The 22117-nt window shown below is 42.9% G+C and carries 16 protein-coding genes; 6 read left to right on the top strand and 10 right to left on the bottom strand.

All coding sequences use genetic code 11. From position 1 onward, the window contains the following. The 5 genes from HMPREF9009_RS21875 to ltrA form a co-directional block, all read right to left on the bottom strand. Complete coding sequence (locus HMPREF9009_RS21875; RefSeq protein ID WP_004304773.1) at positions 1-3087, bottom strand: SusC/RagA family TonB-linked outer membrane protein; 3087 nt, start codon at positions 3085-3087, stop codon at positions 1-3. 5 nt (positions 3088-3092) lie between these two features. Next, positions 3093-4457, bottom strand: a complete 1365-nt coding sequence (locus HMPREF9009_RS21880; RefSeq protein ID WP_049703263.1) for a BACON domain-containing protein — start codon at positions 4455-4457, stop codon at positions 3093-3095. Between the two features lie 31 nt (positions 4458-4488). Then, entirely contained in the window at positions 4489-6279 is a 1791-nt protein-coding gene (locus tag HMPREF9009_RS21885; protein ID WP_004313407.1) for a sodium:solute symporter family protein, read from the bottom strand. Positions 6280-6293: 14 nt separating this feature from the next. Continuing rightward, a complete protein-coding gene (locus HMPREF9009_RS21890) occupies positions 6294-7613 on the bottom strand; it encodes an FAD-dependent oxidoreductase (protein ID WP_008775552.1) in 1320 nt (439 codons plus the stop codon). Between the two features lie 227 nt (positions 7614-7840). Beyond that, positions 7841-9388 carry a group II intron reverse transcriptase/maturase gene (gene ltrA / locus HMPREF9009_RS21895; protein WP_083444141.1) on the bottom strand — a complete coding sequence of 516 codons (1548 nt, stop codon included), beginning with the start codon at positions 9386-9388 and terminating at the stop codon, positions 7841-7843. Between the two features lie 763 nt (positions 9389-10151). On the opposite strand from ltrA, the gene HMPREF9009_RS21900 reads away from it, so the two are divergent. From HMPREF9009_RS21900 to HMPREF9009_RS21920, 5 genes are all read left to right on the top strand, one after another. Then, positions 10152-11174, top strand: coding sequence for a LacI family DNA-binding transcriptional regulator (locus HMPREF9009_RS21900; RefSeq protein WP_004313409.1), 1023 nt, complete (start codon positions 10152-10154; stop codon positions 11172-11174). A 787-nt stretch (positions 11175-11961) separates the two neighbouring features. Continuing rightward, the gene (locus HMPREF9009_RS21905; protein WP_004304743.1) at positions 11962-12276 is read left to right on the top strand and encodes a hypothetical protein; all 315 of its coding nucleotides are present in this window, start codon (positions 11962-11964) and stop codon (positions 12274-12276) included. Between the two features lie 11 nt (positions 12277-12287). After that, on the top strand, positions 12288-12578 hold the full coding sequence (locus HMPREF9009_RS21910; RefSeq protein WP_004304741.1) for a cell division protein ZapA: 291 nt from the start codon (positions 12288-12290) through the stop codon (positions 12576-12578). Positions 12579-12701: 123 nt separating this feature from the next. Then, positions 12702-14237: a ribonuclease Y gene (gene rny, locus HMPREF9009_RS21915; protein ID WP_004313412.1), complete on the top strand. Its 1536-nt coding sequence runs from the start codon at positions 12702-12704 to the stop codon at positions 14235-14237. Between the two features lie 64 nt (positions 14238-14301). Continuing rightward, positions 14302-15054 carry a copper homeostasis protein CutC gene (locus HMPREF9009_RS21920; RefSeq protein ID WP_049703264.1) on the top strand — a complete coding sequence of 251 codons (753 nt, stop codon included), beginning with the start codon at positions 14302-14304 and terminating at the stop codon, positions 15052-15054. Between the two features lie 145 nt (positions 15055-15199). On the opposite strand, the gene HMPREF9009_RS21925 is transcribed toward HMPREF9009_RS21920, so the two are convergent. The 4 genes from HMPREF9009_RS21925 to HMPREF9009_RS21940 all read right to left on the bottom strand — a co-directional run bounded on the left by HMPREF9009_RS21925 (position 15200) and on the right by HMPREF9009_RS21940 (position 20501). Further along, positions 15200-16414 (bottom strand): sodium ion-translocating decarboxylase subunit beta, encoded by a 1215-nt coding sequence (locus HMPREF9009_RS21925; protein ID WP_004308326.1) that lies wholly within the window; start codon positions 16412-16414, stop codon positions 15200-15202. 14 nt (positions 16415-16428) lie between these two features. Then, positions 16429-16860 (bottom strand): hypothetical protein, encoded by a 432-nt coding sequence (locus HMPREF9009_RS21930; protein ID WP_008021027.1) that lies wholly within the window; start codon positions 16858-16860, stop codon positions 16429-16431. A gap of 394 nt (positions 16861-17254) precedes the next feature. Next, entirely contained in the window at positions 17255-17692 is a 438-nt protein-coding gene (locus HMPREF9009_RS21935; protein ID WP_008645296.1) for a hypothetical protein, read from the bottom strand. Between the two features lie 82 nt (positions 17693-17774). Further along, a complete protein-coding gene (locus HMPREF9009_RS21940) occupies positions 17775-20501 on the bottom strand; it encodes a transglutaminase domain-containing protein (protein ID WP_049703265.1) in 2727 nt (908 codons plus the stop codon). A gap of 324 nt (positions 20502-20825) precedes the next feature. On the opposite strand from HMPREF9009_RS21940, the gene HMPREF9009_RS26045 reads away from it, so the two are divergent. Next, entirely contained in the window at positions 20826-20963 is a 138-nt protein-coding gene (locus HMPREF9009_RS26045) for a hypothetical protein (RefSeq protein WP_004301914.1), read from the top strand. 77 nt (positions 20964-21040) lie between these two features. Here the strand turns inward: HMPREF9009_RS26045 and HMPREF9009_RS21945 are convergent, their stop codons facing one another. After that, positions 21041-22102 (bottom strand): IS110 family transposase, encoded by a 1062-nt coding sequence (locus HMPREF9009_RS21945; protein ID WP_049701432.1) that lies wholly within the window; start codon positions 22100-22102, stop codon positions 21041-21043. Between the last annotated feature and the right edge of the window lie 15 nt (positions 22103-22117).

Here is a 22117-nt window from a genome sequence, read left to right on the forward strand (position 1 = left end):
TTAGAATTTGATATCCACTCCAAATGTATAAGTGCGTGTGATATAGGTAGAAGCTCCTGCTTCAGGGTCCCATCCCGAAAGATAACTATCAAAGCAGTATGGATCATCGATATTGACGTACACCCGAAGTCCCTTGATTCCGACTTTAGAGACGATTTTTTTAGGAACTGTATAGCCAACGTTGATATTCTTTATACGCATATAGGCACTACTCTTGAGCCAGTAATCCGACATTTTGTAGTTGTTGTATTCACCGCCCTGATGGCTCAAACGGGGATAGCTGGCTGCCGCGTTCTGCTCTGCAGTGTTGTACACACTCCAATAATTACGGCTGCCATTGTCGTTCAGAAGGACCGACGGAGCCGGAAGCCATTGTCCCTGCATGGGGCGAATCATACTTTCGGTGAGGCGTGAAAGTTGTTTCCCGACACCATTGAAGAGTAGGGAGAAAGAGAGACCTTTCCAGCCCAAACTAATAGAACCTCCATATAGATAGTGTGGCAATGAGCTGCCAAGCACTACGCGGTCGTATGTCTCATTGATAATTCCATCAGGAGTGCCGTCCGGACCGCTGACATCTACATATTTCACATCACCCGGTTTGGTAGAAGCCGAAAGCAGAGCGCTTTCACTGACTTCCTCTGCGGTCTGGAACAAACCTGCAGTTTTATATCCGTACCAGGAGTTATATTCTGCACCTTCAGTAATAATGGTACCATCGCTGTTAAACTGCTGCTTGCCGTTAAGATTATCTATTATAGACTTGTAATCAGAGATATTAAAACTTACCGCATAATTTACATCTCCGATACGGTCAGACCAGCCGAGTTTCACTTCCCAACCGCGGGTATGCATTTTACCTACATTCCTGTCAGGTGCCGAATAACCTGTAAACGACGGGATTGCCACTGACAAGAGCATATCTGTTGTCTTCTTATAATAATAGTCTGCGCTAAAGTCAAGACGATTGTTAAAGAAAGCGGCATCCACACCTATATCCCAGCTCTGTGTTTTCTCCCAATGGATATTCTCATACGCATAATCCTGTTGAGCGGCAGACATCGAAGATTGGGGCGTAGAACCTGCACTGTCATACATAATGGCATTATTGAACGAAATGTATGTCTGATAAGGATAATTTCCAATCCGCTCGTTACCGAGCGTACCGATAGAGGCACGGAACTTCAGATAGTTTATCGGGGTTATGTTTTGCATGAACTTCTCGTTAGAGATGACCCACCCCACCGATGCGGACGGGAAGAATCCCCAACGGTGATCCTTATGAAAACGTGAAGATCCGTCTTCACGAGCATTGAGCTGGAGGTAGTAACGGCTGTCGTAATTATACATGACACGGCCAAAAAATGAACGGTATGCATTCTGATAAGAATTGCCGGCTACGGCAAGAGCATTCTTGTTCGCCAAATCAAGATAAGGGAAAGAAGACAAAGACATATCGTTGGTCGATCCCGACATCGTTTCATACGTATAACTATAATCTTCATAACCGACCATGGCATTGAAGTTATGTACCTTGCTAAAGGTCTTGTCGTATGTAGCGATGAATTGTTTCTCCAATGATTTGATGTTACGGCGTTCTTCACTTAACGAATTGGAAGTATATCCCGAAACATATCCCAGCATAACATCGGTTTCGTATGCATCGTAAACAGGTATGGCTTTCTTCATCTCCTTGATCGAAACAGTTCCGACGGTAGGAGTCAGATTGGCAGTAAGGGTCAAATCTTTTATGGGCTTATAGCTCAACGAGAATTTACCGGTCATTGTGTTGGATACGGTCTTCTTCTCTCCGCCTTCCAATAAGGCGGCAAGCGTATTGCTAAGACTGCCGTCTTTACCGGGACCAACACGGCCATCCGGATAAAGTCCCAAATAAATGGAAGGATACATATAAGCTGCACGAATCGGACTACCGGAAGTCGGGTCATTTTTCGTGGCATAACGTACCGAGAAATCGATAGAACCGGAGAGCTTATCACTAATCTTGAGATTATTACGCGAACGGATAGAGATTCTTTCGTGGTTTGAACCTTTATAGATAGCGTCGGCATTTTCGTAGGTAGCGGAAGTGTGGCTCTTGATTACCTTGTTGCCATACGTCATGGTCAAGTTATGCTTATGGCGCATAGCGGTATTCGAAAGAATAGCGTCTTTCCAATCATAGATAGGATATTGAATGGGATCATACCTGTTGTTGGTAGCATAGTTGTCGATATAGTCCTGTGAATAGTTGGCAAACTCGCCTCCCGCAGGATTACCGGCATCGTTCCACGACCATTCATTGTACATTGTCATGTAGTGATAAGGGTCTGTCAGGAATTTCGGAAATTCGGTAGGAGAAGACAACGAAATCTCTCCGTTATAACCGATCGAAAGTTGTCCCTCGGTTGCCTCCTTAGTCGTTATCAAGATAACACCGGCAGCAGCACGGGCACCATAGATAGATGCAGAAGCTGCATCTTTAAGTACAGTAATCTGCTGTACGTCTTCGCTTGCTATATTGTCGAGGCTACTGACCATCATACCATCGACAAGGATAAGCGGACTCGAATCAGACATTGTTGTCACACCACGCACCTGAACCGTAGCACTCGCTCCTGGCATACTGCTCGAACGGGTAACCGTCAGTCCCGGAATCAGTCCTTGCAAAGATTGTGAAAGTTGAGACGTGCTCTGTTTCTCGATAAGCGAACTGTTGATTACACCGACCGCACCTGTAAGATCTTTCTTTTTTACAGATCCATAGCCGATAACAACCGTCTCTTCAAGTTGTACAGCATCCTCTTTAAGTTTTATATTTACTACACTCTTACCATCCCATACCACAGTCTCGGTCACATAACCAAGATAACGGAATTCTATTGTATGGCCTGATTCAGCGCCATTGAGCGCATACTTTCCCGACATATCGGAGGTAGTACCTTTTGCATTGTCTTTATCGTGGATCACCACTCCGACAAGAGGACCATTGGCATCGCTAACGACACCCTTCATTACATTCTGTGCAAAAGCCAGATTGATTTGCAGGAAACATGCCAATAACAGGCTTAATATACTTTTTTTCATACTATTTATTCTACGATTTCAAGCAATACATGTTCGTTATATTCTCTGATTGCCTCACCTGTTTCAGGGTTACTCGGATGTTGCGCTGAAAAACGTGTCTGGCCGCTTGCGTGTGTACAGTCTATATACTTTCCAGCGAATTTGGCACCACTAAGACATAAACGACCTGCCTGTCCGAATCTTAACACAATCTCATCCATATCCTTAGTCGTGGTAAATATTCCTTCGGCAGGGATATATGCGCCATTGTTTTTTTCATCGAGCAACATTCCCGCAAAGTTGTAGGTAATAGTTGCCGAATAATTGATAGGTGCACCCGACAGTGTCTCTGTCGCACTTTCCTGAAGAGTCGAAGTCGGAAGAGCCGGTTTCCATTCTTCTCCATCCTTGAACTCAATCATCCAGTAGTTGGAACACATCGTTCCTAATTTGGTCACAAAATAGAAGTGTATCTTGGTACCGGCAGGAATGGTCGTACCTTTCATATCCCCATAGACATACCAATAATCACCGGGAATAGCTCCTGATACATACGGGTCACCATTACCACCCACGGCACGGCTGCATACGGCAGTCTGCGCTACATAACCTGTCCGGTCACATGCCCAATACTCAATCTTACCACTTCCGGCACTCGGAGCAAGATACTTGCCATTGGTTCCCGGGAATACAGACTGTGCCTCATCATCAGCAAATGTTCCACTTGTGTTGGCAGTTAAACTCTTCAAGTCCCAATCAGCCAAAATACCCGAGAAAGCATCTTGTACAAGAGTATAGGTATAGTCTGTATCATCCTGGATGGTTACCGTTACTTTAATTGTCCGTTTGGCAAATGTCTTGTTCTCCGGGAAAGTAAGTTTAATATCACATTCGCCTACCCCATTTGCAGGAGAAACGGTCACATCCGCATCTGTACACACAGCCTTCCACTCCTTATCGCCAAAGACTTTGAATGAGGATTCTGTTGTAGTTGCGTCAATCGATTCTGTGGTAGGACTGATACCTTTCGGAACAATCATTTTTTGGGTAATAACCAGCTTTAGAGGAGTTACATCATCGCCAATGAAACGAATGGCACCGACACGTGAACTAGTCGATGAATTTTCAGAGACTTTGATTGTAAACTTAGTAATCTCACCTTGTGTCTCATGCGAATCAACAACTGCCCAATGGCTATCGCTTCCATCAGTCTGACAATCGTTATTGACTCTGTAATAGACATTAGATGAAAGGTCAACAGTGAAAAGCCCACCTTCTGCTTCTACATCAAGTGTCTTTGTCGCGAGTGTCATATACGGTTCATCCGAGTTATGACAAGATGCAAAAAGCACAAGCGACACACTTGCAAACAATAACATCTTTAGATTCATTTGATTAGTATTTAGGGTTATTAATAATTGACTAGCTAGACATTTTCAGACGTCTTGCATATATAATTCTGTATATCACATAAGCAAGTATCATGGCAATCATCAGTACGATACTTCCTATCACAATTCCTTTGACCGCAAGAGTCTTCGGATCGCCAGCAATAAGCAGACCTATCAGTAAGAGCGCAACGACACCAATGGTAATACAGAAGCAGTTAACAGCCAAATGCGAATAGATTAATACCGCTTTTTTCTCCTTTAATGTCGGTTCGCGATCGGCTTCAGGATCAGTATATTCACAAATGGCTTGATAACCATTATCTTCATACTTTTTACGTGCCGACCAAACTTCCATGATTGCAAGGATAAGTACAGGAAGTACACAACCGGCAACTGACTCTATAAGGCTTGGACTAATAACGGAGGCGGGAATTATGACGCGAGCCATAATACCAACGAGCCAGGTAAGAATCATTGCAGAAATAAGTTGGTTGCCTGTCAGCCGCTTCGAGAACAGTCCCCATATCGACGGAATATATAAAGGACACATCACCATAGTAAGAAGAGTTACTACCACCTTTTCGGCACCTCCGGCAAACGGGATGAGCATTGACAAAGCGATAATCACAAGCCCAAAGACAAATGTGAAGAGACGTCCTACCTTGATACGTTTTTTCTCATCTGCCTGACGGTTTTTCTCTTTGTGTCCCCAAATATCATAGGTATATACATTGGCATATACATTCAAAATGCCCGAAACATTACTCAATGTGGCCGATAGCATCGCTGCCAACATCATACCGACCATTCCTTTCATGAGCACGAGTTTGCTCATATTCACATAAGCGTGTTCGCCGTTGAAAGTCATTGTGGTTGCATCCAAATCAAGCGCAAGTCCGGGTTCCATCACACGATAAATCATGGTAGGAAGATACCAGATAAGAGGAGTGACGAGATAAAGAATTCCGATTAAATAAGTACTCTTTTTTGCGTCTCTTGTAGTAGGCACGCTTATGTATCGCTGTACAAACGGCCAGTCACCGCCAATCATAGACACATTGAGAAATATCCACAGTAAAAGCCACCCCCATGTATAGGTCGGAGATGTGCCCGAGAAGAATCCCGGTATCTCACTGGCCTTATCAATAAATGCACTTACGCCTCCAACTGCGTTAAATGAAAGAGGTATCATAAATACAACCACGGCCAGAAGTACTCCGAACTGAATTACATCAGTCATTAGTACCGCAAGAAATCCTCCGGCAATGGTGTATCCAAGAGCGATGGCACCAAGAATAAGAAGCGCCCACCAAATACTTAGGTAACCCATCGGTGAATCGCCCATCATACCCGTACTTGCAAAAATACTGCCACCATCGACTTTGATTAATGCACACATCACAACCGCTACCGCATACAGAGACACTGCCGTATGTACCGCACGGGCTATAATTCCTGAAATCGTGTAAAAACTTACCGTGCGATGTCCGAACCGGATGGTAAGGAACTCTCCCGGCGATTTGATACGTAGCTCCCGCCATTTGCCCGAGATCCATTTACCGACAATAAACGATGCTACGCCAAGACAAAGTGCAACAACTACCGCAACAAGTCCCGATTTATAAGCAACGCCTCCCCAAACGACAAAGGTACTTGCCGAGAAGATAGTCATGTAGGAAGAGACTCCCGACAGCCACCACGAAGAATTTCGTCCGGCAATAAACATATCCTCGGAGTTTTTAATTTTCCGGGACATCACAACACTCACGGCAATCAGTCCGAGAAAGTAGAGTAAAATAATAATATAATCTAACTGTTCCATATTCTGGTTCTTCTTTATATAATTGCTCCAAGTTTCTTCAATTCCTCTATGAGATTGTGAATATCAGCCTTTTGTACGGTCACACCTGCCTTTATACATTGTGCGGCTGCTACTCCTGCGGCTTGTCCTACCCCCATACAACTTGCCTGAACGCGAAGTGACGCAAAGGAAGTCTTATCAGCACTAATACAGCGTCCCGCTACGAGCAGATTCGGGAAATCTTCAGCTATAAGAGCACGATAAGGTACATACGCCGCTTTTTTAAGGAAAGTTACGCTCTGTTCCGCACCTGCTGCCACATGGATATCTATAGGATGTGCGCCGCGTGATATGCTATCAGGATACTTATAAGCATTCACATATTCTTCTGCTGTAATGGTATGTACACCTTTGATACGACGTGTCTCACGAATACCGGCATGTACGGCGACGGTCGTCACATAACTGTTTTTAAACTCTTCAAAGTTCTCTTTAAAGATTCGTGCTATTTTAAATACATCTTCCCGTAAGCGACATTCCGCTGCGGTAAAATTTCTATTATCAATGGCATTTCCTGCAGTACGGGTCATATTAACCGTTACTTCGCCCGGACGAAGAGTGGTGCAAAACCAAGGACCTCCGAATTCGGGGATGCCAAGTGCCTCTTTCATTGCTAAAAGTTTCTCACGAACTGCAATGCAATGACAATTCTGCCCTTGTTTATTATGGTGCATGGCATCAATTATCATGGGCGAATCTGTATCCACACCTCCTAATATAAAATAGGTGGAAAGAGGTTGCAGCGGTTTACATTCATCAGTTTGCATCGGAACACCCGCCATAGCGGCAAGGTCACCATCCCCAGTGCAGTCGATATACATATCGGCACTGATGGCTTCTGTCCCATTCTTATTCTCAAAGAGGATACAAGATATTTTGCCGTCTTTTGCCTGGCAACCGCTTAAGTAAGAGTGCATATACATATCCACACCGGCTTCCAGCATCATTTGCTGGCATAAAAGTTTGTAAAGCTCCGGATCAAAAGCTACATTGCCAAGAGGTTTCTCAATGATACAGCCTCCCATCTTCTCCAGCCGTTCGATAAACTCCCATGGAATACCGCCTATCACCTTTTCATTATTATAGGTGAATACACTCAAAGGAGTAACAAGCCCCATTGTAGCCATTCCACCTAAAAAACCATATTGTTCCACAACAGCAGTTTTCGCACCACTGCGAGCAGCCGCAATGGCCGCTATGAAACCAGCTGGTCCGCCACCGCAGACAACTACATCGTAGTTGCCCACAATTGGAACCCGTTTCGAAATTTCTATACTTCGTACTTTCTTGTCCATGACCGTTTTTTATCCTTTAATTATTACCAATTCAAATAGATGGTAAACTTTGATGTGCTTTCGACCGCACTTATAAGAAAAGAGGTGTGTTTTCATAGTTCTTTTTCTTTAGTTCGACATCATGTTATGTAGGTTTGCGGCGTTACCGCCGCATTCCCCATTAAGAACTGTACGTGCGAGTTTCCCCGCATACAGCTCCGATAATTCAAAATTTAATTCTCATAAAATTAAATCGGCTCATCCGCGCCTTTACAGGCAACTGTTTCCGATAAAGTTCCCTTTCGGGACGTACGTGAGCGGTTGCGTTTCTGCATCCGCTTCAAGAAGTAGGCATCCCAAGTCGGGTCGTATGGATTGGCTTCACATTTCACCTTTACATGTCGTCTAATCGGTATGTCAGCCAGCTTCATAAGTGTAAAGATAGCACCTTTTTCACAATCTTTGTACTTGAAGCCGAAAATCCAGTCCCGATTGCCGACCTTGATAAAGTATTTGTTCTTTATCCATTCTCTCGACTTGTTCGTATGCCTTCGATAGGACCACCGCTTTAACTGGTTGGTTAATATATGGTCTATCTTGCTAAACGTAGTTTTCGATACCACACTACTGTAGTAGTTTCCCCATCCCCTCAATACAGGGTTGAGGTCTTCTATCAGCTTCTGCTGTGCTACAGCCTTGTTCTTTTTGAACACGACTTCGTGCAGTTTCTCTGTGAACCGTTTCTGACTCTTAGGGGATGGTTTGATTAACAATGTGCCGTTGTACTTCCGAACATTGAACCCTAAAAAGTCAAAACCCTCGCTGATGTGTGTTATCAGTGTCTTTTCTTCGGATAGCGTGAGACCACGTTTCCCAAGAAACTCAATCAACATACATTTTGTCTCTTCCAGTATTTCTCGTTTGTCTGCCGTGATGATGAAATCATCAGCATAACGCACGCAATTCACTTTCGGATGATAAAGTTTTCCATCGATGTAGCTCACCTTATACTTCTCTTTCAACATTCTTTCCATGCCGTCGAGTGTCATGTTGGCAAGTGTCGGTGAGATGATGCCACCCTGCGGAGTACCCTCCACGGTGGGTTGTAGCAACTTATTGAATACGACACCACTTTTCAGCCATTTCTCTAAGATGTGCTTGTCGATTCGTACGTTATCGAGAAGCCATTGGTGACTGATGTGGTCGAAGCATCCTTTAATGTCTCCCTCCAATATCCATTGGGGAGAGCAATCTTTGCTTAACCATCTGTGCAGGGCATCCATAGCATCTGCCGCACTTCTGAACTTTCTAAATCCATAAGAGTTGGCATCAGCGGTTGTCTCCGCAATGGGTTCTAGAGCCATCAGATAAAGAGCTTGCATGGCTCTGTCCTTCATGGTCGGAATCCCGAGCGGTCTCATCTTTCCGTTCTTCTTTGGTATGTTAACCCTTTTCAGTGGAAGGGCTTTGTACCCTCTCCGTTTCAAAGAACTCACTGCGTTTATTTTCTTGGCATCGGTGTCCCATAGTACATGGTCCGCTCCTGCCGTACGTTTTCCTTTATTGGACGTCACTTTCTTTACCGCCAATCCCTTGGCTTCAAAGGAGGTGACAAGAAGATGTTGCAAGGCTGTCACCTTGTTGTATCTTCCTTCTTTCTGAGCCTTTGCTATTCGGACTTGTAGCTTCCTTACCCTACGCTCGCATCGTGCGAAATCTATTCCTTTCCACACTGTTTTGCGTTCGGCTGAAGATGCACACTTGGCTTGCGCCTCGCTCCTTTGCTGTTTCTCCATACTTGAAGTTCTACAATTCGTTTCACAAAGAATTACCCTGTGGAAGTCTGCCCGCTTTCGCGTAGGGTGACGTTGAAACCCTTATCCACAACATTACATCATGATATTCGCTTTCTCCACAATCCTTTACCCGCACCCCGTTCGGCCGCTCTTACGATTGGCTTACCCATTTGCTATTGGCTGATGGGAGAAATACGGGCTTACCAAGTTTCGCACAAGTAACTGACGACCGACTTAGAGTCCGCCCATCCACCGGCAGTGCAACATCCGTGTAGTACGACATAACAACGTACTATCCTGACTGCTTGCCTTTTGGCATGGCTCCTAAACATCCGTAAGCCAATTCTTTGTAACGATGGTGCAGCGATTCACCTGCGTTACTCCTATCGGTCAGCCTTGCCATTCTTCGCCTATGATGTTTAGGTTGGAACGTCGTTCTCAAGAGGGCTCCGCACCCGACCGTTACCAGTCACGCACGCCTCTTTAGGCTACTATTGACGGAACAATAGGTTCAGACATGATGCTGAACAATTACTTGTGAGACCTCTTGTCGCACGTTGATGTAGCAAAGATAAAGAACAAGAGCTTGAAAAAAAGTTTTTTCCTAACTCTTTTGCCTGCAAACGATTGCGGGAACGTTCCCAAAATCTGCAAACGTTACAAAAGCATTACACAAAGGCAAATGGGATTCGTATTTTACTCCAATATTAGGATTTATTGTTTGAAATCAATATCTTTGCTTTGATTTAAACAATCATTCAGCATGAAGTATATAACCATAAAAGACATCGCTCGACATTTGTCAATATCCGTCTCCACTGTATCTCGTGCATTGGGGGATGACAAGAATATCCGTAAAGAAACGAAAGAAAAGGTGATAGAAGCAGCTAAAAGATTGGGATATAGACCAAACCCTGTAGCAATCAACCTTAAATACGGACATACCAATACCGTGGGGGTGATCGTTCCTGAAATGGTTACTCCGTTTGCTTCACGAGTAATAAACGGAATACAAGAAGTGCTTCACACCAAAAATATAAAGGTGATTATTGCAGAGTCGGGAGGAGATCCGGAAAAAGAAAAAGAGAACCTGCAACTGATGGAAGGATTCATGGTGGATGGCATCATCATCTGTCTTTGCAGTTATAAAAGGAATAAGGAGGAATATGCTCGTTTACAGCAAGCGGGAATGCCTATGGTGTTCTATGATCGTATTCCCTATGGACTTGAAGTTCCGCAAGTAATAGTGGACGATTATATGAAGTCATTCTTTCTCGTAGAAAGTCTGATCCGAAGCGGACGCAAACAGATTGTTCATATACAGGGACCGGACGATATTTACAACTCCATAGAACGTGTCAGAGGATACAAAGACGCTTTGGCTAAATTCGGGATTCCTTTTGATAAGAATAATATGCTGATAAAAACCGGTATGACTTTTGAAGAAGGGAAAAAAGCTGCGGATATATTAGTGGAAAGAAATATTCCTTTCAATGCTATTTTCGCTTTTACGGAAACATTGGCCATTGGAGCTATGAACAGATTGAGAGAACTTGGAAAAAAAATACCCGAAGAAATCGCCGTAGCCAGTTTTTCAGGAACCGAACTTTCCAACATAGTCTATCCCAAATTGACTACAGTAGAACCGCCTTTGTACCAGATGGGGAAAAAAGCTGCCGAACTTATTTTAGAGAAAATCAAAGATCCGGCATCTCCCAATCATTCAATCGTGTTGGATGCGGAAATCAAAATGCGTGCATCGACGCCACGTTTGGAGGTATATTAATGACTTATCTACCAGATATTATATCTTAATACTTTCCTGAAAAACATACCGAAGTTACAAAAGTTTGCTGAATAGTAATCTTTTACGATACCAACAAAAAAGAAGAATTCAGATTTATACAGTTTTGAATCATTCAATGCTCTTTCTCTATAATACGTCCAATTCTTCCAGCTCCTTCACTTTTCTTCTGTATGGCCGATAAACAAGCAGTTTGTAGGTGAATAGCTGCCCCTTCACCTACTCTTCATCGTGAATCAAATCAAATTGCAGCCTCCAGATTCCACCATTGAGTAAAATTAGTAAAGCTATTTCGTAATTAGTTTCAACCTTGTTTGAAACTAAAAGTTTCAAGGCGGGAAACACTTTGTTTCAAGTAGCGAAACGAAGTGTTTCTCGGTGTGAAACAGATTGTTTCAAGCCTTGAAACTATTTTTGAAACTACTCGCTACAGGTGAAGAGATGGTGAAATTGTTACTCTTCACCCGCAAACTCCTTATTCATCGAAGAGACAGAGAAAAGGTGAAAGAAGAAATAGAAAGATTGAAAATAAATACCCAGTAGAAAAATTTAATCGATTTTGTAATGATTCAGAATCGTACAAAAATGAATGACAATTCATTTTCAATTACTAATTCGCATTAATTTAAAATATACCATAATATTATAAGCAGGCTGTATTTGCTTCCTATGCAATACTCTACTTTCCCCTCCGTTCATAGCTAATTTAGGCTAAAAAGAACATTTTCTCCCGAAAAGTTTTTGTAATATCAGAGTTAATCGTATTTTTGTGTACAATTTTGGTGTAGTGATGACAGAAGAAGAAAAAAAGTTATTGAATTCCTTTGAAACGCAACTACGGCATTTGATTTATTTGCACGATGAACTTAAGCGTGAAAATGCCGAGTTGAAGAAGCTTCTCGAAAATGAAAAGCTGAAAAACGAGAAGGTACAAGCTCAATACGATGAATTGGAAGTCAGCTATACAAACCTAAAAACAGCTACGGCAATCAGCCTTAACGGCAGCGACGTAAAAGAGACGAAGCTGCGATTGTCAAAATTAGTGCGTGAAGTCGATAAATGCATCGCTTTGTTGAATGAATAAGAAGAAGATGTATGAACGATAAAATAAAGATAAACCTGCAGATAGCAGACTCAAACTACCCGTTAACCATCAACCGCGAGGAAGAACAAATGGTACGGGAAGCCGCCAAGCAGGTAAATATCAGGCTTAATAAGTATCGGGAAGTCTATAAAAATCTGGAACCCGAAAAAATTATTGCCATGGTAGCCTATCAGTTCTCGTTAGAGAGACTGCAATTGATGCAACGTAATGATACCAGCCCCTATGTGGAGAAGGTAAAAGAACTGACAGAATTGCTGGAGGATTATTTTAAGGAAGAATAAATCCCGACTGGCTATTCGCTGATAAGAGATAAAACAACCACGCACTGCACAATATCCAAGCAAAAATAATTGCTTTGATATTTGGCGGTGCGTTTTTATTTATATACTTAAATTAAATGTAGAATGATAGCAATAATAGCAACAGCAATTGCTTGCTTCATCGTAGGAGGAGTCCTTTCATATATACTATTCCGGTATGTACTGAAATCCAAATACGATAATGTCCTGAAAGAAGCGGAGACGGAAGCGGAAGTAATTAAGAAAAACAAGCTGCTGGAAGTGAAGGAGAAATTCCTGAATAAAAAAGCAGACCTTGAAAAGGAGGTAGCATTGCGGAATCAGAAGATTCAGCAAGCGGAAAACAAGTTGAAGCAACGTGAAATGGTACTTAGCCAGCGTCAGGAAGAAATCCAACGTAAAAAGATGGAAGCCGAAGCGGTAAAAGAGAATCTGGAAGCGCAACTTGTGATTGTTGACAAGAAAAAAGAAGAACTCGATAAACTGCAACAGCAGGAAATCGATAAACTGGAAGCAATCTCCGGATTGTCTGCCGAAGAGGCCAAAGAACGCCTGGTAGAATCACTGAAAGAAGAAGCTAAAACGCAGGCACAATCATTCATCAACGACATTATGGATGATGCTAAATTAACTGCCAGCAAAGAAGCCAAACGTATCGTTATCCAGTCTATCCAACGGGTGGCTACGGAAACTGCCATTGAAAACTCTGTTACAGTATTCCATATCGAATCGGATGAAATCAAGGGACGTATTATCGGACGTGAAGGACGTAATATCCGTGCTCTGGAAGCTGCTACCGGTGTTGAAATCGTTGTAGACGATACTCCGGAAGCAATCGTTCTTTCTGCCTTCGACCCGGTTCGCCGTGAAATTGCCCGTTTGGCCCTGCATCAGCTTGTGACTGACGGACGTATCCATCCGGCCCGTATCGAAGAGGTGGTAGCTAAAGTACGCAAACAGGTGGAAGAAGAAATTATCGAAACGGGTAAACGTACGACCATCGACTTGGGTATCCACGGTCTGCATCCTGAATTGATCCGTATCATCGGTAAGATGAAATATCGTTCTTCATACGGTCAGAACTTGTTGCAGCATGCACGCGAAACAGCCAATCTTTGTGCTGTGATGGCATCGGAACTGGGACTGAACCCGAAGAAAGCAAAACGTGCAGGTTTGCTGCATGATATTGGTAAAGTGCCTGATGAAGAACCAGAATTGCCACACGCATTGCTGGGTATGAAACTTGCCGAGAAATACAAAGAAAAACCGGATATCTGCAACGCTATCGGTGCTCACCATGACGAAACAGAAATGACCAGTCTGCTGGCTCCTATCGTACAAGTATGTGATGCCATCTCCGGTGCACGTCCGGGGGCACGCCGCGAAATCGTAGAGGCTTATATCAAGCGTCTGAACGATCTCGAACAGCTAGCAATGGCTTATCCGGGTGTAACAAAGACGTATGCTATCCAGGCAGGACGCGAACTCCGCGTTATCGTTGGTGCAGATAAGATTGACGACAAGCAGACAGAAAGCCTGTCAGGTGAAATCGCCAAGAAGATCCAGGATGAAATGACTTACCCGGGACAAGTGAAGATTACCGTCATCCGTGAAACACGTGCGGTAAGTTTCGCTAAATAACGTAACGATTCAAAAGAAGATTCATATAAGGGCGAAGAAATTCGCCCTTTTTTAATACACGACTATGGGAAAGTATCAATTTGAGATTTGTACCAATTCAGTGGAAAGTTGCCTGGCCGCACAGAAAGGTGGTGCAGACCGTGTGGAACTGTGTGCCGGAATACCGGAAGGTGGAACAACGCCCTCCTATGGTGAGATCGCCATCGCAAGGGAAGTACTGACTCATACCCGCCTGCACGTTATTATCCGGCCTCGTGGAGGAGATTTTCTGTATTCGGATATCGAAATCCGGACAATACTGAAAGATATCGAAATGGCGCGAAAATTAGGGGCAGACGGAGTGGTATTCGGTTGTCTGACAGCAGAGGGTGAAGTAGACTTGCCAGTAATGCAGAAACTAATGGAAGCTGCTCAAGGGCTATCTGTGACTTTTCACCGGGCATTTGATGTATGCCGTAACCCGCAGAGAGCATTGGAACAGATCATCAAACTGGGATGTAACCGTATTCTGACTTCCGGCCAACAACCTACGGCTGAACTGGGAATCCCCCTTTTAGAAGAGTTACAGAAACAGGCTGCCGGAAGAATCACATTACTCGCCGGATGTGGAGTAAATGAAAATAATATCGCACGCATTGCCGCAGAAACCGGCATCAACGAGTTTCATTTCTCGGCACGTGAAAGTATTCAGAGCGAAATGATATTCAAAAATGAAGCCGTCTCCATGGGAGGCACGGTACACATCAACGAATACGAACGAAATGTAACTTCCATACGAAGAGTAAAAGAAACGATTGATGCCGCTTTACATGGATAAATATGGCAGCAAGGGATGAGATATCGTCTCATAATAGTACTAATACAAGACAGAAATGGTGAACATACAGCCTTCAAGCCTTTTGTTCACCATTTCTTTTTTGCATTATTACCAACAGTATCTCAAAAAACTGCTATACTTTTATTTATAAATATGGAATTATCGTAATATAAATACCTGTAATAATAGCCGAAGTAATTACTCCCGAGATATTAGCTCCCAAGGCATCTCCCAGAACAAATGAGTCCGGATTATCTTTGCTTACAATCTTTTGTGCAACCTTCGCGGTAGTGGGTACACAGCTAACAGCTGCAATACCGATTACCGGATTGTAATTACCCCGTTTAATAATATACATGATATATCCTCCGATTATTCCTCCGATACCGGAAAGTAATAATGCTACAATACCTAATACTAATAGTTTCAAGATCTTCGGATCGAGCAACAGATGTGCATCACAAAGTACACCCAGCAGTACGCCCAACATAAAAGTGGAACCATAAAGCAACGGACCACTCACAAAATCATAGATATGTTTCATACCCGACTCACGAACAGCAACACCCAGGAACAAAGAGAAAAACAAAGGAGAAGCTACCGGGAACAAGAAACAGAGAATAGCACAAAGAACAGCAGAGAAAGCCAGTTTCACTTTAGCATCGTAATTCTTCGGAGCTTTCTTTGTCACCATCTTAATAGCGCGGAAGCGTTTGGGAACCAACAGTTTTACCAAGTAAGGATAGCCTCCATACGTCAAGCCCAAATAAAGATAGGCAACCACCGTAATAGGGACAAAGAGATGCTTTGCCAATGCCAACGAAGTAAACAACACCATTGGTCCGTCGGCTCCACCCACCATAGCCACAGATGCACTTTCTTTCAGAGTCAGACCAAGAGCAGAAGCAATAGGTACTGTTAGAAAAGTGCCCAGCTCTGCGCACAAAGCCAGGAATATACTTGCAAATGGTTTCTGAAGCAGGAAGCCGACATCCAGAAGCGTCCCGATACCCATAAAGACAAAACAAGCTATCAGCCCGTTACTAAACGTCAGGGTATAAACAGGTTGCAGGAAATCTATCTGCATAGTATTCATTAATTGATCCGTATCTGAAAGCATCGGATCGAGAAAGAGATTACCCAGTGTACCGTCGGGCATAATGAGGGTTCCGCAGTTGATAGCTACCATTCCCAGTCCCATCGGAATCATTACCATCGGTTCGAGTATACCTTTCCAGCCTAAATAGATCAGTAACAAACCGAGAAGTACTAAAAAAACTCTTGCAGAAGCAAGCACCCATCCGCTTGCCATCATTGTACCAATACCTTGAAACAAGGTAGCAAAATCTATATTTTCCATAAATTAGTTTTCTTTTATTGTTTGTTGTTAGTAAGTTTCTTTGAGTTCTTCTTATTGACATGTGCCTGCTCTTCTTCCCGAAGAAAGAATTCGCGGGTATCCTGTGAATAATAATAATTCATCAGATTATTTTCAGAAGCTCCCGGACTCACGCCATGATAATAGCCGGAATAACCAGTAAAGTTTCTGTCGATCCCCTTACTGTAATCTTCACGGAAATCTCCCAAAGCATCTTCATCTGCAATGGGAATCTGTCGGACTAATCTCTCCACCTTTTGCCGATGCTGACGCCAGCGTCGCAAACGGAGTAGCTCCAAACGGTGAGAACTATAAAAATCAAATGAATCGGCCGCATAGGCAATCAACTTAATGACCGCAGCGACAAAAAAACCGATGAGGAACGTAAGCCCCATCATCGCAAGAGTAGATAGTAATAAATGAATCATAGTAATATAAAAAATTAGGTTGTATAATCTTATTCAAAAAAGAAGAGGCGCCCAATGGTAAAACCATTACAAAATTTAGACACACATGAAAGTTAATCCCATTGGGCCTTCCTCATCACCATATAGAAGCAATCGGCGGGTATTATTTGCCTGAAACCACTTCGGTATATATCCTTGCTTTTATACGACGTAACTCCCGTTTCACAACGGGAACACAATATTTTAATCCTTAAAGACAGGCACATCAATATCCGTCCTTTGTTCCAAGTCATAGGAAATACATTCTTTGTTTTCCATGTTAACATGAATAAAACTAAGATAATAAATAAAGGAAATGATGGTAGATGGAGGATCTGAATAGGTACCTCACCTTACCCAAAGATAAGAATATAGTCTAAATGAGAATATGCGCCAATGTATAGACGTAATACTTACACGAATATTTAGTGTAATTGACATCAAGGCCGGTATGCCCCAAACGATTCTCCGGAAGCATAACATTCAGAGAGCTCAATATCTGTATAATGACAGTATTGGTATTGAACTTCAGGTTCTTGAAAGGAACAATGCTTCTCGGAAAAGAGATATTGTCAAAAATGCAGTCACTAACATTACAAGTGGATGTCTCGTCAACAAACTGCGAATGAGAATCTTTACCTGGCTTGTCGAAGCCGGCAGAAGAAACGCAACAGCATGACACTGCTTCATATCGCATGTCATTAGACGAGGTTTCAGTTTTTTTCTGAAATCCCTGCAATTCTTTATTGGAAACATTACTAAATCCCAATACCAGAAATGCACATGCTAATATGCAAAAAATGTACTTAGTCATAATTTGCTGCAAACGTAATCATTCTTTTCCGAAAAAACGCATTAAGGGCAAGAATTAACGATTATTGTATACCTCCTCGTTTCTATAACCCATGTACAACTTTCATCAATTGCTCACCCAAACCGATTGTATATCCTTGAGAAACAAAGACTACCCTATTAAATGTATCTGCAATGATAAACACCGGCAGAATAGAATTGTTTAAATTCATAGCCTGTACAATTTCTTTGCGGATGCTATCATCGACATCAATACCGTAGGTGATGGTAGACGGAAGTCCTTTGAATTCGTCGGCATTAAATTTCTTGTATTGTTCTTCCGAAGGAAAAAGAAAGACCATCTTACGCCCCCATTGTTCGAAGTCATTGCCCAAAGCGGCTATATCTCTTAGCGCATGATTGGTAGGTTCCTGCCCTACTCCAAGCACAGCTACTATAAAATAGCCACGTCCACAGGTTTGCAGAATACTCCGCTGTTCAGTGTTGTCAACCGGACGATAGGTCGCTTCCGAATTAAAATTGCCGATCACTTGCACCTGATCTTTGCTTTCACGCATCACAAGGTCAACGGTGGTTGTCTTACCGGGTTCTATAGTAAAAAATGTACTGTTGGAAAGCACCGCGCCACTTGCCAACCGAGTTCCGGTCACCATCATATAATAGCCTTCATCAAGCTCTCTCCCATATTTTAACAAATTACGCCAGGTAGTTCCATCCCCCATATCCGTCTCTCCTTCGTCATAATTAAGCAACTGGAATGTGCCGTTTTTAAACTTGGAAAGAGTGAAATGCGAATAATATTTAGGATCTTCCACAGAGCGGATAGGAGTATAAGTAGCTTGCAATACTCCCTTTCGAGACTGTGCAGCTTCTGCCGTATCGAAGTTGACATCTTCCTTTGCAAATTCTTCATTTAGAATCTGCACCTTTCCGGTCACTTCATCAATCCAGGCAGCGGACGCCCATCCCATGCTCCGGTAAGCTGCCACAAAGAATATGTCACGCGACTTTTCATCAGCCACCCGTGCTTTCCATACTCCCATCGGAGAAATAGGAATCTGTTGAGAATTCAGTTCATTATTGATTTTAATCTCTTTTCTGCACCATTCTATTAATACTTTGGGATCACGTTTCATGCTATCGGGCACAGACTGGTACACTGTTTTTTCAATGGCTTCACGAAGTACCTTCTTATAAGGAGTCAACATCTCATTGGCTATACGAGGAGGATTGAGGTACATTCTTTTAAATAAATCAGTCTCTATCTTCTCCCAATCCGAGATATTAGTCAGCAGATGATCATTCAATACATCCAGAGTTACATCGCGGAGATCTTTAGCCGAAAGACTCTCTAATATCCATATAGCCCGTATTTCTTCCCATGAAACAGCGTCTTTCTCTTTTCGGATAGGCGAAAGGAAGTCTTTCAAGGTTTGGTGGTTTCCTCGCGAAGCAACCAGGAAGTTTACTAATTTTTCTTTCTTTTCCGGTTGTAAGGTATTTCCATATAGTTTATCTATCCACTCTTTGGCCTGTTTTTCCGTCATCATTGTTGCTACATACGCATTGCGGATTGAATCTTCCTGCACCATCCGCCGATCATTTTCCGCCCGTTGTTCGGGAGTGACTTCGGGAATATTCGCTCCTTCCACCGGAGGTACAAGATCCATTGGCAAGGAATAGGCTTCACCTTCTTTCCTATTTAAAGAGAGTTGCAATGCATCATCTTTTCCAAATGAGATTTTGGCATAACCAAATTGTCCGTTGCGGGATGCCCAAACCAACATATCTCCTTTACCGGCAGTCAGGCTGGCTTTCCCCTCTGCATCTGTATATTTCGTGGCTACTGTATAGAACTCCGCATAATTGTATATCTTAAATTCGACTTTGGCATCTGCTACCGGTTGACCGTCGGCATCCGTCACCGTTACGATAGCTTTGGCAGTAGGGGCATAATTATCAATCACATTAATTTCTGTGTAATTGGGTGTCTCAAGCATAATCTCTTCCGGACCATTGTAACGTCCGAAAACCTTAGTATGCATCAACATTCCCCGACTGGCAGGGGAATTAAACCATCCCAGGTTCAAAACCGGTTCCGGTTCACAAGCTCCAAAGAAGTACCAATGTCCATCCGCCCATGCTTCCACCCAAGCATGATTGTCATCCGTATGCGCCCAGCGGGGCGTATACACTTGCCGTGCCGGAATACCGACTGCCCGGAGCGCAGCCACCGTAAATGTAGACTCTTCGCCACAACGTCCATACGCTGTTTTGACAGATGCCAATGGTGAGCTGGTGCGCGCATCACTCGGACGATAGACCACTTTCTCGTGACACCAGTGGTTCACCTCTAATATCGCGTCTTTCATCGGCAGTCCCTTCACCCTGTCTTTTAGTTCATCATAAAACACACGACGGGAATCATCCAGATTCTCGTTATTCACCCGGATCGGCAGAACAAAATGACGGAACACTTCATCGGGAATCTCTTTGCCCCAAGGCATCTCGTCACGTGTCTGCTTCGACAGCCGGACATTCTCCAAGTAATAATCTCCCGGATAATCCGTCACATCCCCTATCGGCATATAAGCGTAGAGAAACATCAATGCTTCGCGCTCGTAGACTGACAAAATAGAATCACCAAAGATCGCAAATAAATCTCCATGAGGAAGTGCCTGTTTTTTCTGCTCAAAGTCTTGAGCTACTTGATTCCGGTAGGATTCTTCTTTGAGGAAGTGAGCATTGTTACAAGCAAACAGTACAATCGACAAAATCAGGACGCACAAAAGATGGGTGAATGTTTTCATATAAGTGTTTGGTTTATTCTATTAATAAGGTTGCTGACTGACAAAAATAGAAGAATATTTTCTGAATACCTAGATAAGTACATAAAAATGTGATAGATAAGAATAATATTGTCATTGATGGGAAAATCCGGGAATTTTGTAACAGGTTTGTAATATAGACCGTGTTCGAACCCTTATAAAAAGAAAATTCAAAAGAAAAAGAAGATTTTTATGTTTTACAGCATATAATTCGAAAACAATTTGTATCTTTGCAGTGTTATTAGAGAAAACAAGATGTAAAACCGCTCTTCAAAACGTGGAGGGCAAAAAAAGAGGAAACAAATTATGAAAAAGAATGCAAATGAAAAAATTATGATGTTACAGTACCGTATTAAACGCTATCAAGCAATGGGAAATGGTGCCATGTGCCAAACATTAAACGGTAAACTTCAAAAACTGCTGTCACAGCAGGTTGCCATGTAAATAAACACACTAATTATAATAAATAGAGCGAGGAACTTTCGAGTATCCTCGTATTCTATGTTTCTATCCAAGTCATTTTATGAGTTTAACATTTTCTTAACATCGGTAAATTTAGCATTGTAAAACATGTATGTTTTTGGGTCGTAATAGACCTTCTTTCGCACAAGAGCCACAATAATCCTGATGAGTTTGTTCTTGACATTGTTTAAAGCCACTTGTGGCTTTTTACCACGCCCAATCAGTCGGTTATAATACTCTCTTATCTCTGGATTGAATTTTTTTGCACAATGAGCAGCCTGTCCCAGCAAGGATTTTATGAGCTTGTTGGCGAAATGGCTTGTTTTAGCCGGAGAGTGGATACTTGTGCCTGAATCTTTTCCAAACGGGGCAACACCATAATAACAGGCTATTTTGCGTGCGTCCAGGTCAAAACGTCTGAAGTTGTTGGTGAAGATAAGCAAACAGGCTCCGTTTTGACGTGCAACGCCTTTTATCGAAGTGATGATAGCATAGTTCTCCTTAAGTTCGGCATCACTTTCTATGATGCGGTCTATCATCAGGTCGCATTCCTTGATGGCATTATCAATCTCAGACATTAAATGCTTGCTTTTGCGCTTGATAAAACTGATAGCCTTCGAGGGTTCGGCGGCTTCCTTGTCTTGCTTTCTAACATCCATGGCAATATGTTGCTGTACCAATTTATGCCGGTAAAGAAACACCTCACGAAGTTGTGACAGCGATTCGCTAAGCGGCTCAAACAGGACTGCCTTGTCTTGATGTCTCCAGGCGTACTCTGCGATCATGGATGAGTCGGTCTTGTCACTCTTGACACGTTGGATTCCGCTACTATGCTTGATGGAATAGGCATTCTCAATCCATATGTCAAGGCCTTTGCCATACAGCCATTTGCTCAGTCCCAGACTACATGATCCGGTGTCCTCGCCACAGAATAACCACTCGTTCTCCACGGACTTGTCCGCATTCGTTTTGACCCATTTGAAGAACTGTCGATAGCCCTTTTTGTCGTTTGTGAACGTGCCGTATTCCCGATTACCAAACTCTTTGAGTCCACAAGCCTCGATGATGGCTGCATCGAATTTCTCTTTGGCAAAATCTATGCCGATAAATAGTTTCTTCATATCTTTACATATCTT

This window comes from Bacteroides sp. 3_1_13 (genome assembly GCF_001185845.1).
Taxonomy (GTDB): domain Bacteria; phylum Bacteroidota; class Bacteroidia; order Bacteroidales; family Bacteroidaceae; genus Bacteroides; species Bacteroides xylanisolvens.

Bases quoted from the DNA above. Each gene is read 5' to 3' on its own strand.
- HMPREF9009_RS21880 (WP_049703263.1), bottom strand. From the start codon at position 4,457: ATGAATCTAAAGATGTTATTGTTTGCAAGTGTGTCGCTTGTGCTTTTT.
- HMPREF9009_RS21945 (WP_049701432.1), bottom strand. From the start codon at position 22,102: ATGAAGAAACTATTTATCGGCATAGATTTTGCCAAAGAGAAATTCGAT.
- rny (WP_004313412.1), top strand. From the start codon at position 12,702: ATGATAGCAATAATAGCAACAGCAATTGCTTGCTTCATCGTAGGAGGA.
- HMPREF9009_RS21890 (WP_008775552.1), bottom strand. From the start codon at position 7,613: ATGGACAAGAAAGTACGAAGTATAGAAATTTCGAAACGGGTTCCAATT.
- HMPREF9009_RS21935 (WP_008645296.1), bottom strand. From the start codon at position 17,692: ATGACTAAGTACATTTTTTGCATATTAGCATGTGCATTTCTGGTATTG.
- HMPREF9009_RS26045 (WP_004301914.1), top strand. From the start codon at position 20,826: ATGAAAAAGAATGCAAATGAAAAAATTATGATGTTACAGTACCGTATT.
- HMPREF9009_RS21925 (WP_004308326.1), bottom strand. From the start codon at position 16,414: ATGGAAAATATAGATTTTGCTACCTTGTTTCAAGGTATTGGTACAATG.
- HMPREF9009_RS21875 (WP_004304773.1), bottom strand. From the start codon at position 3,087: ATGAAAAAAAGTATATTAAGCCTGTTATTGGCATGTTTCCTGCAAATC.
- HMPREF9009_RS21910 (WP_004304741.1), top strand. From the start codon at position 12,288: ATGAACGATAAAATAAAGATAAACCTGCAGATAGCAGACTCAAACTAC.
- HMPREF9009_RS21920 (WP_049703264.1), top strand. From the start codon at position 14,302: ATGGGAAAGTATCAATTTGAGATTTGTACCAATTCAGTGGAAAGTTGC.
- ltrA (WP_083444141.1), bottom strand. From the start codon at position 9,388: ATGGAGAAACAGCAAAGGAGCGAGGCGCAAGCCAAGTGTGCATCTTCA.
- HMPREF9009_RS21940 (WP_049703265.1), bottom strand. From the start codon at position 20,501: ATGAAAACATTCACCCATCTTTTGTGCGTCCTGATTTTGTCGATTGTA.
- HMPREF9009_RS21885 (WP_004313407.1), bottom strand. From the start codon at position 6,279: ATGGAACAGTTAGATTATATTATTATTTTACTCTACTTTCTCGGACTG.
- HMPREF9009_RS21930 (WP_008021027.1), bottom strand. From the start codon at position 16,860: ATGATTCATTTATTACTATCTACTCTTGCGATGATGGGGCTTACGTTC.
- HMPREF9009_RS21900 (WP_004313409.1), top strand. From the start codon at position 10,152: ATGAAGTATATAACCATAAAAGACATCGCTCGACATTTGTCAATATCC.